This is a genomic window from Chryseobacterium sp. Marseille-Q8038, assembly GCF_965111995.1.
Map to the genome: position 1 here is coordinate 2030001 of NZ_CBCOPN010000002.1, position 17010 is coordinate 2047010.

At 37.9% G+C, this 17010-nt stretch carries 11 protein-coding genes; all 11 read right to left on the reverse strand.

The genetic code is table 11. The features are described 5' to 3' along the window. Positions 1-41: 41 nt before the first annotated feature. Positions 42-1034 (reverse strand): aspartate-semialdehyde dehydrogenase, encoded by a 993-nt coding sequence (locus ACWPWS_RS23185; RefSeq protein ID WP_454048064.1) that lies wholly within the window; start codon positions 1032-1034, stop codon positions 42-44. 67 nt (positions 1035-1101) lie between these two features. Further along, a complete protein-coding gene (locus ACWPWS_RS23190) occupies positions 1102-1533 on the reverse strand; it encodes a hypothetical protein (RefSeq protein WP_089692819.1) in 432 nt (143 codons plus the stop codon). Between the two features lie 86 nt (positions 1534-1619). Then, positions 1620-4202: a TonB-dependent receptor gene (locus ACWPWS_RS23195; protein WP_454048065.1), complete on the reverse strand. Its 2583-nt coding sequence runs from the start codon at positions 4200-4202 to the stop codon at positions 1620-1622. A gap of 208 nt (positions 4203-4410) precedes the next feature. Further along, on the reverse strand, positions 4411-5271 hold the full coding sequence (gene nadC / locus ACWPWS_RS23200) for a carboxylating nicotinate-nucleotide diphosphorylase (RefSeq protein WP_454048066.1): 861 nt from the start codon (positions 5269-5271) through the stop codon (positions 4411-4413). Between the two features lie 13 nt (positions 5272-5284). After that, entirely contained in the window at positions 5285-6856 is a 1572-nt protein-coding gene (gene nadB / locus ACWPWS_RS23205) for an L-aspartate oxidase (protein WP_209786273.1), read from the reverse strand. Between the two features lie 31 nt (positions 6857-6887). Continuing rightward, entirely contained in the window at positions 6888-7514 is a 627-nt protein-coding gene (locus ACWPWS_RS23210; protein WP_105683209.1) for an NAD(P)H-dependent oxidoreductase, read from the reverse strand. Positions 7515-7635: 121 nt separating this feature from the next. After that, positions 7636-9894, reverse strand: a complete 2259-nt coding sequence (locus tag ACWPWS_RS23215; protein ID WP_454048067.1) for a T9SS type B sorting domain-containing protein — start codon at positions 9892-9894, stop codon at positions 7636-7638. Positions 9895-10058: 164 nt separating this feature from the next. Further along, positions 10059-12317 carry a T9SS type B sorting domain-containing protein gene (locus ACWPWS_RS23220; protein WP_454048068.1) on the reverse strand — a complete coding sequence of 753 codons (2259 nt, stop codon included), beginning with the start codon at positions 12315-12317 and terminating at the stop codon, positions 10059-10061. A 164-nt stretch (positions 12318-12481) separates the two neighbouring features. Further along, complete coding sequence (gene rnhA, locus ACWPWS_RS23225; protein ID WP_454048069.1) at positions 12482-12958, reverse strand: ribonuclease HI; 477 nt, start codon at positions 12956-12958, stop codon at positions 12482-12484. A gap of 68 nt (positions 12959-13026) precedes the next feature. After that, positions 13027-14613 carry a replicative DNA helicase gene (dnaB, locus tag ACWPWS_RS23230; protein WP_047380329.1) on the reverse strand — a complete coding sequence of 529 codons (1587 nt, stop codon included), beginning with the start codon at positions 14611-14613 and terminating at the stop codon, positions 13027-13029. Between the two features lie 162 nt (positions 14614-14775). Next, a complete protein-coding gene (locus ACWPWS_RS23235; protein WP_209786269.1) occupies positions 14776-16923 on the reverse strand; it encodes a T9SS type B sorting domain-containing protein in 2148 nt (715 codons plus the stop codon). Positions 16924-17010 lie beyond the last annotated feature (87 nt).

Below are 17010 nucleotides of genomic sequence, written 5' to 3' on the forward strand. Positions count from 1 at the left end.
AAAAAGAATCTCAATTCTGAGACTCTTTTTATTTTGTTAGTTTATACTAAGTTGTTTGCTACAAGGTATTCTGCAATTTGTACAGCGTTTGTTGCTGCTCCTTTCCTCAGATTGTCTGCAACGATCCAGAGGTTGAGCGTTTTGGGCTGCGAAAGATCTCTTCTGATTCTTCCCACAAAGACCTCATCTTTTCCTTCTGAATACAGAGGCATAGGGTAGTGGTTGTTTTTTACATCATCCATTACAATGACTCCCGGAGTTTCAGCTAAGATTTTTCTTACTTCGTCCAGTTCAAATTCATTTTCGAATTCAATATTTACACTTTCAGAATGTCCTCCCTGAACCGGAACTCTTACAGCGGTTGCTGTCAGATTGAAGGTATCATCACCTAAAATTTTCTTAGGTTCCTTCATCAGTTTGATCTCTTCTTTGGTGTAATCATCATCAGCAAATACATCACAGTGTGGTAATGCATTTTTGAAAATCTGATAAGGATAGACTTTTTCAGTAGCATCATCTCCATTGATTTCACCGTTTAACTGGTCTACAGCAGCTTTACCTGTTCCTGTTACAGACTGGTAAGTAGAAACAATTACTCTTTTTAAATCAAATTTTTTGTTCAACGGCCCAAGAACCATTACCAATTGAATGGTAGAACAATTCGGATTTGCGATGATTTTATCTTCTTTTGTTAGCACATCAGCATTGATTTCCGGAACCACTAATTTTTTATCAGGATCCATTCTCCATGCAGAAGAATTGTCAATGACTGTTGTTCCAGCTTCTGCAAATAAAGGAGCGAATTCAAGAGAAGTAGAACCTCCAGCAGAGAAGATGGCAATATCCGGTTTGGCAGCTATAGCGTCCTTCATGCTTACAATCGTAAATTCCTTCTGTTTATACTTCACCTTCTTGCCTACAGATCTTTCGGATGCTACCGGGATTAATTCTGTTACAGGGAAGTTTCTCTCCTCCAAAACTTTAAGCATAACTTGTCCAACCATTCCTGTTGAACCTACTACAGCTACTTTCATTGATTTAATTAAAAATTTAAGATTAAACTATTTATAAATTATAACGCATATAATTTCTTTGTCTGTTTTAAGCCCCGAAGACTCTTGTCCAAGGGAATGCAAATGCAAATAAACCTACTGCAATCAGTCCCATAATCACTACTCCTAAAGAAATAGTATCATTTGATTTTACTTTTTTGTTGACGATCGTCATCAAAACTGCTGCAATAAGCATAGAGAATGGATGTTCAACATATTGGAATCTCAATGCTGCATTTTTCATTACTTCTCCCATGTTTAAACCTTTGCTAAAAGTTGTGATCAACATAATGATTCCCAATAAAAACTGAACGTGGAAGAAAATCATCGTGAAAAGAGTTGTTTTCTTCAGAAATTTGTTCACTTTTCCACTGAAACCAAACATGGTAGCTAAAAGTGCAATGATAAATAATGTTACCAAAAGAATTTCAAGATACCCGAAACCTTTGTGGGCATTAAGTAAAATGTTGTAAAAATCCATAATCCTATTTTTTTGTACACAAAGATAACAAAAATCCCGGCTCAAAGCCGGGATTGATATTTATAAAATCTAATATTGTGATATTATTAGAAGTTGAATGATAATGTTGCTGCCCAAGTAGTTCCGAAACCGAAATAAGCACGGTTACCAGTTGCAATACCATTGTACATTCTACCAGCTTCTTCATAAGTTTTCCCTTTGTCAGGATCATTGTTTGCTGTAATTTTATCTGTTCCGAAGATACTTGTTGCAGAATCAGAAATATAAATTTTATCAAACAAGTTATAAACGTTAGCTCCGATTGTGAAGTACTGAGCTTCGTTTTGTAATCTGATTTTGTAAGAGAAACCTACATCAAATAAGTTGAAATCAGGTAATTTCAATACTCCTCTGTCCTGAGCTGCAATATTGGTAAATGTTCCAGCGTCAATTGTAGAATAAAGTTTACCTACATATCTCCATGTTCCGAAGATGTTAAGATCTTTTACCGGTTTTACAGTAAGTCCTAATGATGCAGTCATCTGAGGGATACTGTTGTTACTTGAACCACCTACTTTTACTTTATCTAAGTATAATTCGTTTCCTGCTGATCCAGCTAAAGTAACAGGGTTGTTGTTGTCATCAAAAGAAGCTACACTAGCATTTCCTTTGTAATAGTAATCTCCCCAAGAGAACATTCCTTGAATTTCTAAGAAACGGTTTGGTTTGTATACTCCATCAAATTCTACACCTTGGTGAATTTCAGTGATACCATTGATTTCAGAATAACCTGTAGTCGTTGTACCGTCTGCTAAATTGAAAGTCTGACCTGTTTTTCTTAACCATCTGTCTTTCCACTGTGTTCTGTATACGTTAACATTTGCAGTGAATTTTGCAGATCTGAACCCATAACCAACTTCCGCAGAAGAAATCTTCTCGTTAGTTAGATAAGGATTAATAAGTTGCTGGTTACTTGGGTAAACAGTATTAAGGAATGGTTGTTTGCTGTAATAACCTAAGTTAGCAAAAACGTTATGTTGCTCATTAATGTTATAGTTAGCACCCCCTTTAATATTATATCCGAAAATATTTTTGAATCCTGTTTTCGTGTTGACGGTTTGACCTCTTAATGTGCTTCCGTCTACTACGTAGTTATCAATTCTCTGATACCCTTGGTTAGATACGGAACCTTGTAAGAATGCAGATAATTTATCTTTGGTATATTCTACCTGTGCAAATCCACTGTACCAAATAACTTCACCATCGTTGCTGTATCCTATCTGATCTTCAGCTGGAGCTAATTTTCCTCCGAAAGGATTCCAAGAAAGTTTTTTATAGTCATAAAGTGCATTTACGATTCTAGGTGCTGTGATGTTTTTGTTAGCTGCGTCTTTGTATCCTTTAGCTCCATAAAGATCTGTAAGAACCTGATAGTGGTAACCATAGTAATATCTGTCATCGGTACCGATTGAGAAATTCCAGTTATCGTTAACTTTGTGTTGGAAGTTTGCTAAGATACCATACCAGTTGTGAGAGTTGATATTTGATCTACGAACTAAAGTACTTCCTGCACCTGCAGTATTTAAGTTAACGGCTGCGTTAGCTGCAAAAATAGCATCATAGTTGAAGTGACCTGCTGTATCATAGAAATCGGTCATCCCTTTTCCTCCTACTTTACCTAAGTCTCCAGTTCCACCACCTCTACCGTTAGACATATATGCAACTGTACTTAACTTCGACTTTTCGCTCATCGTCCAGTCCCAGTTTAACATCATTACCGGCTTAGAATAGTAGTTTGCTCTGTTTGCTAAAGCAACTTTGTTTCCATTTTCATCAGTATAATATCCAAAATCTGAATTATATCTTCTATTAGGAGTTCCGTCATGATCTGGATTATAGTTGATATAATTTTGGATTGTTGGAGCAAAAGTTCTTTGATCGTGCCACTGAGGAGCAGAAGTGATTGAGAACTGTAAGTTATGTTTTTTATTGATCTCATAACCTAATGCAAAGAAATATGCATAAGATTCGTAATCCGTATTTTCAATATAAGTACCACCAGCTTGTCTGCTCATTAAGAATGATGCAGAAATACCATCCTTAGATTTTCCAGTATTATAGGCAAAAGATGTTTTTAAATAGTCATTGTTACCAACTCCTAATCTAATAACTCCTCCTCTTTTCATGTCTGCAGACTTGGTGATGAAGTTCATTGTACCTCCAACAGAAGCAATTGCTAATTTAGAAGAACCTAATCCCCTTTGAACCTGTAATGTACTTGTTACATCAGATAATCCAGTCCAGTTTGAGAAATAAACACTACCGCCTTCCATATCGTTTACAGGCATACCGTTTACCATTACTGCAATGTTTCTAGACTCAAATCCACGCATTACAATTTGAGAATCTCCGAAACCACCACCTCCTTTTGTAGCATATACGGAAGGTGTTGTGTTTAGTATTTCGACAAGTTCTTGGTTTCCTTGTCTTTCTAAAATCTGAGCAGCCTTAATAGTAGATACTGCTACCGGTGTCTTTCTATCTTTAGCGATATCCGTAACACCTCTTAAGATTACCTCCTCAATATCTTTGGACTTCTGTACCGTGTCCTGAACTTGTTGAGCGTAATAAACACTAGCTGTAGATAATGTAATAACCGCAGTTAGTATCGATTTGTTGATTAATTTCATAATCGTTAGTAATAATTAGATTTAATTTTCTGCAAAATTCGCAAAATTAAATTTAACTATTATTAACTCAATGTTAATTTTTAATCAGTCTTAATAATCTTAAAGTATTAAAAATCAATATTATGGCTAAAAATTGAATTTTTGTATGAAAAAAGTCATGTTATTGAATTTTTAACAAAGGGGGTGTGTTTTTGTTAAAAATTCAACGCTATTTCACTGCTTTGAGACTCAAATCTATATTATCTGCAGAGTGTGTAAGGGCTCCTACAGAGATGAATGTTACGCCTGTTGAGGCAATTTCCTTGAGCATATCCCGGGTAATTCCTCCGGAAGCTTCAGACTCACAAGCGCCATTGATCATTTTTACAGCCTGCTTCATTGTTTTTACATCCATATTATCAAGCATGATTCTGTCCACCTTTGCATTAATCGCTTCCTGAACTTCTTCCAGGTTTCTGGTTTCGACCTCTATTTTTAACTTTTTCTTGTTCTTTTTAACATAATCCTTTGCCATTGCTACAGCATTGGTGATGCTTCCGTTGTAATCAATATGATTATCTTTCAGCATGATCATGTCATAAAGACCATATCTGTGATTGGTTCCGCCGCCAATAGCTACCGCCCATTTTTCACACATTCTGAAGTTAGGTGTCGTTTTTCTTGTATCTAAAAGTTTTGTTTTTGTACCTACTAATCGGGAATCCCATTCATGGGTAAGGGTTGCGATACCGCTCATCCTCTGCATGCAGTTAAGAACAAATCTCTCCGTGGAAAGAATAGATCTTGCACTTCCTGTTACGATAAGGGCTACATCCCCGAATTTACAAGGAGTTCCATCTTTAATGAAAATTTCCACTTTCAGATTTTTGTCAAAAGTCTTGAAAATGATTTCTGCCAGTTCAACCCCTCCAAGAATACAGTCCTGTTTCACCAAAAGCTTAGCACTTTGTACAAGATCCTGCGGAATAGTAGATAGGGTAGAGTGGTCTCCATCCTGAATATCTTCCTCAAGCGCGTTTTTTATAAATGTCTTTAATGCTTTATCTGTTACGTATGCTGGTCTTTTCATTGTGTGATTTCTTTTAAACTAAATCTTTATTATAAAATGCTCCTTTATTCTCTGTCATTTCCATAGATTGGGTAATGATGAGATGTGCAACGGTTGTTAGGTTTCTTAATTCTGATAATTGTGGGGAAAGAATAGAGTAGTGGTAGATTTCATCCACCGCTGCAGCAATTTCCTGATGTTTTTGTAATGCCATATTCAGACGTCTGTTACTTCTTACAATACCTACCAGATCACTCATCATTTCCTGAAGCTGTTTTCTCAGATAGCTGACGATGACCATTTCGTCCATGATTTTCATTCCTTCTTCATTCCATTCCGGAACGGCTTTAAGATCATCAAAGTTGAAACTGTTTTCATTCAGAAGTTCTACTGTTTTCATGGCGGCATTGTGTCCGAAAACCAAACCTTCAAGCAGTGAGTTGGAAGCAAGTCTGTTGGCCCCGTGAAGTCCTGAGTTGGTACATTCTCCTACTGCAAAAAGATTTCTGATGGAAGACTGTCCGTCTCTGTCTACTTCAATTCCTCCCATTAAGTAGTGGCAGGCAGGTACAACAGGAATCAATTGAGTGAAAGGATCAATTCCTTCGTCTTTACATTTTTTATAAATATTCGGGAAATGTTCTAAGAATTTTTCATGATTCATTTCCTTACAATCTAAACCGACAAATTCGTCTCCTGTAATTTTCATTTCGGCATCGATGGCTCTTGCTACAATATCTCTTGATGCGAGTTCCTCACGTTCATCATATTTATGCATGAACTTTTCGCCCCTTTTGGTTCTTAATTTAGCTCCGTCTCCGCGAACAGCTTCTGAAATTAAAAATAACATTCCATCCATTTTGCTATATAAAGCAGTTGGGTGGAACTGATAATACTGCATATTGGAAACTTTTCCTTTGGCACGGGCTACGAAAGCAATTCCGTCTCCGGTAGCAATAGTAGGATTGGTTGTATTCTTATAAACATGTCCGGCTCCCCCAGTGGCAGCCAGTGTTATTTTAGACGTTATTTTTTTGATTGTTTTGGATTTCTCATCCAGAATATAAGCGCCATAGCAGTGGATGTCTCCTTCATTAAGTTCTTTTCCGGGAACATGGTGCTGTGTAATAATATCAATCACATAATGATGATCAAGAATTTCGATATTCGGGCTGTTATTAGCCGTTTGCAATAAAGCTCTTTCAATTTCAAAACCTGTGATATCTTTATGATGGACGATTCTGTTTTCGGTATGACCTCCTTCTCTTCCTAAAGCGAATTTACCATTCTTCATATCGAACTGTGCGCCCCATTCTACAATTTCTTTAAATCTTTTTGGAGCTTCCGTAACGACCATTTCTACAACATCGCGTTTGTTTTCCCCGTCTCCGGCTCGCATCGTGTCTTCAATATGTTTGCTGAAATTATCATTTTTAGAATCTGTAACTACTGCAAGACCGCCTTGAGCGTATTTTGTGTTGCTTTCGTCTTCATCAGATTTTGTTACAATAATGATTTTGGCATCAGGGAGCTGTTCAGAAACTTTAATGGCATAGGAAAGTCCGGAAATGCCGGAACCGATTACTAATACATCCGCTTTTATCATATGCTGGCTTTAGGTACAATCGTTTAAAATATTAAATAAATTTAAACAATTTTTCGTTTGGTTTTCTTACTTTTTTCATGTGTTGGAAATGATCTTCTTCAGAACGGTAGCCTAAAGCGAGGGTAACGGTTACTTTTTCTGTTTCAGGATTGATATTCAGAATTTCTTCTATAAGATCCTGACGGAAGCCTTCCATAGGACAAGAGTCTATGCTTTCAATAGCAGCGGCATACATAAGATTGGCCAATACTATATAAGACTGTTTTTCTGCCCAGTTGAAAATTTCATCGTGTGTTTTCTGATTAATATGCTGATTAATGCTATTTCTGAAAGGGTCCAGTTTTTCCATAGGAGTATCCCTTACTTCAGAGATATGATTAAAATACCCCCGGATATAGTTCTCTTCAATAATTTTCTTTGAAATAATGACAATAAGATGAGAACAGGTGGAAATCTGAGATGGATTATAGAAAGCCGGAATTAATTTCTGCTTCATTTCCTCACTCTCAACAATCACAATTTTATAGGGCTGAAGTCCCAGAGAACTGGCAGACAGCTTTCCTGACTCAAGAATGTTGTGAAGGGCTTCCTGAGGAATAATCTGATGGTTGAATTTTTTTACAGAATATCTTCTGCTTAAAGCTTCCAAATAATTCATAGCACAAATTTAAGAATTGAATATGAATAAAGAGTCTTTAAAATGAAATATCTCCTCCCTGTAAATGCAAAAAATCACCCCGACTGGCGGGGTGATTCTTTTGATGTGGCGGAAAGTGTAATTATTCTCTGTTTTTTACAACAATCCAGCCTGAGAATTTTATCGGAGTACTGTTTTTATTATTTTCATTCCATGAAACAGAATACCAGTAGTTTCCTGTAGGAACTTTTTTGCTTCCATTGGTAGTTCCTGCCCATTTGTAGCCGTTGGTTTTATCTGCCTGGAACATTTTATAGCCATATCTGTCGAAGATCGCTATTTCCAGATTTTGTTTATTGGCCAATGCTGAATAATCAACGAAATCATTGATTCCATCTTCATTAGGAGTAATGATATTGATCAGATTAGGAACGGTGATATTCACTTCAACAGGGATACAGTTGTAACCATCTCTTACGTATACTTTGGCTTCTCCTCTGGCAATATTGGTAAACACATTGGAATCCTGCCAGTTAATATTATCCATAGAATACTGGTAAGGAGGAGTTCCACCATTGGCATATACGGTCACCGTGCTTCCTGAAATGTCTACGGTGGTAATCACTGGATTATCGGAAGGATATACCGTCACTTTTTGTGTTGCGATACAATCTCCGGTTTTTAGTTTTACCCAGTACGTTCCTACTCCTACATTCTTAATAGATTGTGTAGTGGCTCCCGTGCTCCATTCATAGCTTTTAAATCCGGCTCCTGCATCTAATGTTGTGGTGTTTTCAATACAAATCGTCACATCATGTAAAGTTCTTGAGAAAACAGGAGGAATTACGGTTAACGTAACTTTAGCAATAGAATAACACCCGTTTGCCCCGAATACTTTAATATAAATAACTCCATTAGGTGCAATGTATGCTGCCGGAGTAGAAATTGCGTTAGTCCCGCTGATCGCATCAGTTAACGATGGATAATATTCTTTGGTAACTCCGCCCTGAGAAACTATAGCTCCTGTAAGATTAAAGGATGCCATAGAAGGGTTGGTTTCTATAAAGCAGGATTTTATTTCAACATCATTCACAACCACAACAGGGTAAATATTCAATGTAATTTTTGCTGTACTTACGCAGCCTTGAGGTGTGGTTACTTTTACATATATAGTTGCTGCTGCTGATGCATAGGCAGAAGGGTTTGTAATCTGGTTTGTTCCATTATTCAGATCAAATAAAGTAGGGTAGAATTCTTTGGTAACTCCGGCAACAGTTGTTACAGCCGCAGTATTAAGATCAAAAGTTGCTGTTCCGGCATTGTTGTTATTACATCCGGAAAGGCTGGCATCTGTTGCAGCAAATGGAGTAGGATTAAGCTGAATAACTCCATCACCATTATCACAAAGCGTAGAGGTAGGATCTTTTACAACCACCTTAATCGTAGTGTTTCCTGAATACTGGAAAGCTGAAGGATTGGCAATAGGGGTAGAACTTCCCAATACATAATAAGTGAAAATATAATTTCCGGGATTATTTACAAATTGAGAATTGTAAGAAGTAAGGTCTACCACACCGTTTCCTGTAGCAGGATTGGTACATACGAACGGAGTTAGGGTATTACTTAAAATGGGTACTTTATCTACAAATACTTTAACGTCTTTAATGGAATGTCTTGCGCTGGCTCCTCCGGTTGCTGCGGAAAAACCAAAATATCCCTGTGACATTCCTACTGCCCCTCCGGAAGGAGCAAAAGACTGATCTACGATAAGAACACCGTTTATTCTTACTTTGATGATCCAGTTTGTTGGGTTGGTAAGGTCTGTTTCTCCGTTTACTTCAACGTGTCTGTAAGTGTCCCCTACAAATGGCTGCGTAGCAATAAGGTCAGGAGAGTGGAAGGTACTTCCAGGAGTTGTATTGTATTCAATATTGTTTCCTGCTGTATTGTTGGTTCCGTAAAGAATGTGAACTTTACTCATCTGGCCTTCAGTAGTATTGTTGAAAATATCAAAACCAACCATAAGCCCGGAAGCATTGGCAGGAATACCCAGTCCACCTCCTGATACAAATCCTGTTGGTGGATTAGCAAGATACCAGAAGGTAAAACCATCTCCTTTTCCAAACTGCGTGGTTCCGTTTCCGTCAATTCTGAAATCGAATTCTACTTTCCATTTATCACAATAGCTTAACGTAATTGGGGTTGATAATTTTACAGCTCCGTATCTGCTGGTCTGATCGGTTGTAAGCCGTACAAAGTCTCCGCTTACTATGGCATCAGAGACAAGATCCCAGCCTGTTGTGTTTACTGGGTTTCCGGTAAGCTGATAGGTTTGTGAAAATAATCTTCCCGGCAAGCATAATAAGATAGTCAGTGCAAAAATGAGTATATCTTTTTTCATAGTGGATGGATTGTGATGTTATACTTAATCTTAGATATAAAATTGTTTTTTTTGAATGTTTGTATAGATCATAAAAAGCAATATCCGGTCTCAGATTCTGATGAGGCAGATCCTGCTCTTAATACCGAAACTACCCCAAATGAGGTAGTTTCTGATAGTAAAATTTATTCTCTGTTTTTAACCAATACCCAGCCTGAGTATTTAGTTTCAGTATTGTCTTTGTTGTTTTCGTTCCATGAAATGGTGTACCAATACGTTCCTGTAAGAACTTTTTTACCGGAAGCAGTTCCGTCCCAGGTAAAGTTTCTCATTTTTCCGGCTTCGTATAATTTGTTGCCATATCTGTCGTAGACGATGAATATCAGATTTTTCTTGTAAGCGAGTGCTGAATAGTCAATGAAATCATTTACATTATCACCATTTGGAGTGATTGCATTAACAAGGTTAGGTACTGTAATCTGAACTTCAACAGGTGTACAGTTGTAAAAATCCTTTACATAAACTCTTACTTCTCCTCTTGCTAAGCCTGTAAATATATTGCTGGGCTGCCAATTGACTCCATCAAGTGAATATTGGTATGGAGGAGTTCCTCCTGCTACATTTACTGTTATCGTATTGTTGTCAATATCAATGCTGGAGATCACAGGATTTGCAGATGCTTTTACGTTGACAATCTGCGTAGTGATACAGTTGCCTGTTTTAAGTTTTACCCAATAAGTACCTACTCCTACATCTTTAATGGAAGAGGTTGTTGCTCCTGTGCTCCATTCATAACCATCGAATCCGGGACCTGCATCAAGATCTGTTTTTTCACCAATACAAATGGTTTTGTCTTTCAGAACAGAAGATGGTACAGGGGGTAATACAATAAGGTTGATTTTAGCGATATTAAAACATCCGTTGGTATCAGTTACCTTTGCATATACGACAGTATTTGTAGATAAATACTGAAGAGGATTCATAATCTCATTGATTCCGTCTAAAGCATTGGCTATTGAGGTGTAATATTTCTTTGCGGCACCAGCTCCTAAAGTAGTAACATCTGCCGTTGTTAAATTAAAGATGGCACTCGTGATATTATTTTCAATGAAACATGACCTTAAGGTCGCTTCTTTCACTGGAGTATCAGGATAGAATGCAAGTGTAATTTTTGCTGAACCCGTACATCCCTGAGGCGTTGTTACTTTTATGTAAACGATACCAGGAGCTGATAAATAATTATCAGGATTTTGAATCTCATTAACATCAGCATTGAGGTCAGCTAAAGTTTTATAATATTTTTTTGTAACCCCGGGAACATTTGTGACAGCTGCAGTATTCAGATTGAAGGCGGCTGTTCCTATCTTGTTATTATTACAAACGGTAATTGTTTTGTCTTCTGCTTTGAAAGGGGCGAGAACCAGTAAAATTTTACCATCCGGGTTATCACAGAGCAATCCTGCATTATCTTTAATAACCACCGTAACCGTTGTGTTGGCATTGAACTGATAACTGGTAGGGTTGGCAATAGGTGTTGAGCTTCCCAGCGGATAATAGGTAAAGGTGTAATTTGATGTATTGTTGACAAATTGTGAATTGAAAGATGTCAGGTTTACAGACCCAAATCCCGTTGTGGGATTAGGACAAAACGATTGTGTTGCTGAATTCTGTAAAATAGGAACTTTATCCGTGTAAATTTTTACATTTTTAATAGAATGTCTTGATCTTGCCCCTCCTGTAGAAGCGGAAAAACCAAAATATCCTACCGTCATTGCGGCAGCGGTGCCTGAAGGAGCAAAAGGCTGATTGCAAATTACATTTCCATCTATTGTGATCTTGATAATCCAGCCGGTAGGAGAAGCGGGATCTACCTGCGCTGTTACTTCAACATGTTTAAAAGTTGTTCCCTGAAAAGGCTGTGTAGTATTCAGATCCGGTGAGTGAAAAGAACTTCCGGGAACATTGAAGAATTCTACGTTATTGTTGTCGGTTGTGTTTTGAACCTGTCCATAAGCAACATGAACCTTACTCATGGTAGCAGTGGTGGTATTGTTGTAAGTGTCAAGTCCTACGATAAGCCCTACAGCATTTTGAGATACTCCAAGACCAGAACCTAATACACTGGCAACGGGTGGGTTGGCAAGATACCAGAAGGCAATTCCGTCCCCGTTAGAAGTTTGGTTGGAGTCCATTCTGAAATCAAATTCCACTCTCCATTTGTCGCAATATTTTAAATTAATAGGGTCATTCAGCCTGATGGAGCCGGACTGGTTGTTGGTATCCGGAGTAAGCTGAATAAAATCTGTGTTTACCTGAGTAGGTGAAACCATCGTCCATCCGGTAGTGTTCACCGGGTTTCCAACAAGCTGATAAGTCTGGGCAAAGGACTTCCCGGCTATACAGAGTAAAAAAACAGATAAATACAATAATAGATTTTTATTCATGTAGATGGGACTTTTATTAAGGTGTAAAGATATTAAATCCCAAGTAAACAATATGTATTTAATGTTAATTTTGTTAAAAAATTTAATTATTTTTTAATAAATCTTGTTTCTTCTGTTGAAATGGTAAATATTGAGCAGTGCCTTTAGATTTGTTTTAATTAAGATTAAAATAGAGAATTACTATCAAGACTCTCGAAAGAAGTATCAATTTCGAGATCCGAAGAATTGGCTGCTGCCACAGCTAATTTGTCGCAAAGCTCATTCTCAAAGTGTCCTGCATGCCCTTTTATCCAATGCATTTTTGGGGTGTGCTTATTGTATAGCTCAACGAATTTTTTCCAGAGGTCAGGGTTCTTTACATTTTTCCAGCCTCTTTTGATCCATCCGGCAATCCAGTTTTGGTTGATGGCATCAGATACGTACTTGCTGTCAGTGTAGACATGGATTTCATTTTCTGTTGATTTCAGTTTTTCCAATGCCGTGATAACAGCCAGAAGTTCCATTCTGTTGTTCGTGGTTTTTCGAAAACCTTTTGAAAATGTTTTCTGGTAATTTTTTTCAGGAACGCGCATGAGAATTCCATATCCGCCTTTTCCCGGATTTCCGCTGCAAGCCCCGTCGGTATAAATTTCGATTCTCAAATCTGTTTTTTAAAAATTGATGTATTGACCGTAAAATTAAAATGAATTGATCTAAACTTTATTCTTCCTTAAAACGGGAAGTCATCATCATCATCAAAGTCATTCATTGATGAACCGGAAAGTTTTGAGCTGTCCGGAAGGTCAAATGCTGCCCCTGGCTGAATAGTTGTTTTGATCTTGTCAAAGCCACTTGGTTCTCCAAAGTTGGAAGGATATCCTCCTCCGGCTCCGTCCATTGCTGCTTCGATATCACCAAATTTTGCAAAATGTTTTAAGAAAGATAGTCGGACATCTGCCGTAGCACCATTCCTGTGCTTTGCAATAATCAGCTCGGCCTGGTTTTCAGTAGAAGTTTCCTGTCCTTCCTCATCATTATCCCAAACAGTAATTTTATAATATTCCGGTCTGAAGATGAAAGATACGATATCCGCATCCTGCTCAATCGCTCCGGATTCCCTCAGGTCAGAAAGCTGAGGTCTTTTTCCTGGACGGGCTTCCACACTTCTTGAAAGCTGGGAAAGAGCAATTACCGGAACGTTAAGTTCTTTTGCAATCGCTTTTAATGAACGTGAAATCATGGAGATCTCCTGTTCACGGTTTCCAACTCCTTTTCCGCCGCTGCTTCCTGCTGTCATCAGCTGAAGGTAGTCGACCATGATAATCCTTACTCCATGCTGCATTACCAGTCTTCGGCATTTTGCACGGAAGTCAAATATGGAAAGGGAAGGAGTTTCGTCAATATATAAAGGAGCATTTTCCAACTCAGATACATTAGAGAATAGTCTCTGCCATTCTTCATCATCCAAAGTTCCTTTTCTTAATTTCTCAGAAGAAATTCTTGTTTCAGAAGCAATCATTCTGGTGATCAGCTGTACAGATGCCATCTCGAGAGAGAAAAGAGCCATAGGAACTTTGTGTCCTACTGCAATATTTCTTGCCATGGAAAGAAGGAATGCCGTTTTCCCCATCGCGGGACGTGCAGCAATAATGATAAGGTCAGAGTTCTGCCAGCCACCGGTTTCTTTATCTACATCCCGAAATCCTGAAGGGACCCCTGAAAGTCCTTCCTTATCTTTTAAAGATTTAATCGTATCAATAGCCTGTTTTACCAATGAGTTGGCGGTATCGAATCCTTTTTTAATCGTTCCGTTGGTAATCTCAAAGAAAGACTGTTCAGCTTTATCCAAAAGTTCAAAAACATCGGTTGATTCTTTATAGGAAGAATCAATAACGTTGGCAGAAACATTGATAAGGCTTCTTAAAATATATTTTTCAAGAATCACACGTACATGGTATTCAATATGGGCAGATGAACTTACTCCCATCGTAAGGTCAATGATATAGTGATCACCACCTGCCTGGCTTAGCTTATCTTCTTTTTTTAATTCCTGAATAATGGTCATTAAGTCTACCGGATGGTTGCCTTCATAAAGTTTTAATATGATAGAAAAGATGACCTGATGTCTCGGATCATAAAATACTTCTGAGGTAAGAAGGTCAATGGAATGGTCAAGCCCTTTCTTATCAATCAAAAAAGTTCCGATAACAAGTCTTTCGAAATCCACTGCATTGGGAGGCATTTTTCCATCCGCAATAGACAATTCTTTTGCAAAGTTTCCGTGTGTCAGGGATGATAATGTTTCTTTCTGCGCCATGGTGCAAAGATAGTTTATTTAAAAAATAATAAAAAAATAGTATTCAACAAATTATTAGCAGTCTTTCGGAAAATGCTGTAAACAGGAGGTTGATCTTGTTGATAAAAAAAATCACCTCAGTCTGAGGTGATTTTTTCAAAAAGATTAAGTATAGCTTATTCTTTATTCTTTATTCTTTACCAATACCCATCCTGAATATTTGGTTTCGGTATTGTCTTTATTGTTTTCGTTCCATGAGATCGTGTACCAGTAGGTTCCGGTAAGAATTTTCTTACCAAAGGCTGTTCCGTCCCAAGAGAAGTTATTCATTCTATTGGCTTCATGAAGTTTGTTTCCATATCTGTCATATACAATGAAGACCAGGTTTTTCTTGTAAGCTAATGCTGAGTAGTCAATAACATCATTTACGTTGTCTCCGTTCGGAGTAATAGCGTTGATAAGATTAGGAACCGTCACAGTTACCTGGATAGGAGTACAGTTGTAAGTATCTTTTACATAGATTGTGTTCTCTCCTCTAGGAAGTCCTGTGAATATATTGGAATCCTGCCAGTTTACCCCATCTACAGAATACTTGTAAGGAGGAACTCCACCCGAAGCTGTTACAGTGATATTATTGTTGCTGATTTCTATTCCTGAGATCACAGGCTGAAGGCTTGCATGTACACGTACTTCCTGAAGGGTGAAACATTTTCCGGTCTGAAGTTTTACCCAATAAACACCCACACCTACGTTGTTGATAGCTTGTGTAGTTTCACCTGTGCTCCATTCGTAGCTTACAAATCCAGGTCCCGCATCCAAAGTGGTTTTGGCTTCCGCGCAAATCGTTTTATCCTTTAATACAGCTGATTTTACCGGAGGTAATACAATCAGTTCTATCTTGGCAATCGAATAACACAGCTTGTCATTATCTACTCTTGCATATACCGTTTTGCTTTCTGAAAGATAGTTTAATGCCATTACAATAGGGTTTGTCTGTGCTTGGGCATCAGCTATAGAAGTATAATATTTAATAATAGTTCCGGCAGGTGTTGGAACAGCTACTCCGATGTCTGCTTTAGAAAGGTCAAATGTTGAGCGGGTAACATCGTTATCAATATAACAGTTTTGTAGTACAGCGTCTTTCAATACAACCGTAGGGTAGAATAATAATCTGATCGTTGTGGTTGCAATACATCCGAAAGTAGAAACTACTTTTACGTATATCGTTGTTTCAGGAGAAGTATAGTTGGCAGGATCTGTTATTTCATTAATCTCTGCATTCATATCAGCAATAGTAGCATAATACTTAATGGTTGCACCACTACCTCCAAATACATTGGCTGTTGTTAAATTATATTTTGCAGTACCGGCTCCATAGTTGTTACAAGAGTATAAAGTGGCCGCATTGGCTGAAATACCCACGTTGACAAATTTAAATTTCCCTGTTATGAAACATCCGTTAATAGGATTGGTCGGATTATTAGGATCTTGGTATACAACTCGGTAATAGTATGTTGTAACCCCATCAACAGTTGCTACTGTAAGAGGGTTTTGTCCTGTAAGGGCATCGTTGGTTGTTTTATGATAAGTAACCTTGAAGTTAGGGCTGTTACCATTGATGATAGCTGCAGAAAGTGTTGTAAAATCAAACTGCGTAGGTAATGCACAAACCATCACCTGGTTCGGGTCAGTAGGAGTAGCTCCAGGAATTCCCGGCGCAATAAATGGGTTAGGGGAAAGAACCGGATCGTTAAATGCGGAACTTAAACTTGCCGTACCAGACCATTCTAAAGAGAAACCATTAACGGATCTACTGAAGTTGTCAATCACCAAATAATATGTTTGACCTGCCAGCACATCCATGTAAGGACTCCATTTCCCATTGTTCATACTGGATGTAACGCCAGGAGGGTTAGTAGGGAATACTGCGGGTGGAGCAAGAGTAAGATCCAGACCTGTGTCTCCCGGAGTACCGCTATAGTTACATCTTATAGGCTGTATGAAGACATGATCTGCATTCTGTAAAGAAGCACAACCGTTTGCTGTTGGCCCATAGACTGCAAAGTCATAATCATCACCTTGATCGTTAGGTTTTATTTTAAATGCCAGTGTTCCTGGTGAGGATACCGTGAAGGTATACCAAACGGTATATCTTTCATTGGTACCAAGACATCCTCCGTTTTGGTTAAGAATCTCTATGATATTTCCAGGTCCTGAAGGTGTGTAAGAAATGTCAGAGTTACCACAGATGGGAATTGCTGTGACACAGTCTGACTGTGAAAAGGCCATTTGCGTTATCAATAAAATAAAAAGAAGTAATATTTTTTTCATTGTTAAAACTATTTTTGTTAAACAAACTTGAAATCAATAAATTTTATCATTATTTGTAAAAGAAAAAGCCGCCAAAGCGGCTTTTTA

What these genes read in the sequence shown, in the direction of transcription:
- ACWPWS_RS23185 (WP_454048064.1), bottom strand. Translation starts at nt 1,034, where the DNA reads ATGAAAGTAGCTGTAGTAGGTTCAACAGGAATGGTTGGACAAGTTATG.
- ACWPWS_RS23190 (WP_089692819.1), bottom strand. Translation starts at nt 1,533, where the DNA reads ATGGATTTTTACAACATTTTACTTAATGCCCACAAAGGTTTCGGGTAT.
- ACWPWS_RS23195 (WP_454048065.1), bottom strand. Translation starts at nt 4,202, where the DNA reads ATGAAATTAATCAACAAATCGATACTAACTGCGGTTATTACATTATCT.
- nadC (WP_454048066.1), bottom strand. Translation starts at nt 5,271, where the DNA reads ATGAAAAGACCAGCATACGTAACAGATAAAGCATTAAAGACATTTATA.
- nadB (WP_209786273.1), bottom strand. Translation starts at nt 6,856, where the DNA reads ATGATAAAAGCGGATGTATTAGTAATCGGTTCCGGCATTTCCGGACTT.
- ACWPWS_RS23210 (WP_105683209.1), bottom strand. Translation starts at nt 7,514, where the DNA reads ATGAATTATTTGGAAGCTTTAAGCAGAAGATATTCTGTAAAAAAATTC.
- ACWPWS_RS23215 (WP_454048067.1), bottom strand. Translation starts at nt 9,894, where the DNA reads ATGAAAAAAGATATACTCATTTTTGCACTGACTATCTTATTATGCTTG.
- ACWPWS_RS23220 (WP_454048068.1), bottom strand. Translation starts at nt 12,317, where the DNA reads ATGAATAAAAATCTATTATTGTATTTATCTGTTTTTTTACTCTGTATA.
- dnaB (WP_047380329.1), bottom strand. Translation starts at nt 14,613, where the DNA reads ATGGCGCAGAAAGAAACATTATCATCCCTGACACACGGAAACTTTGCA.
- ACWPWS_RS23235 (WP_209786269.1), bottom strand. Translation starts at nt 16,923, where the DNA reads ATGAAAAAAATATTACTTCTTTTTATTTTATTGATAACGCAAATGGCC.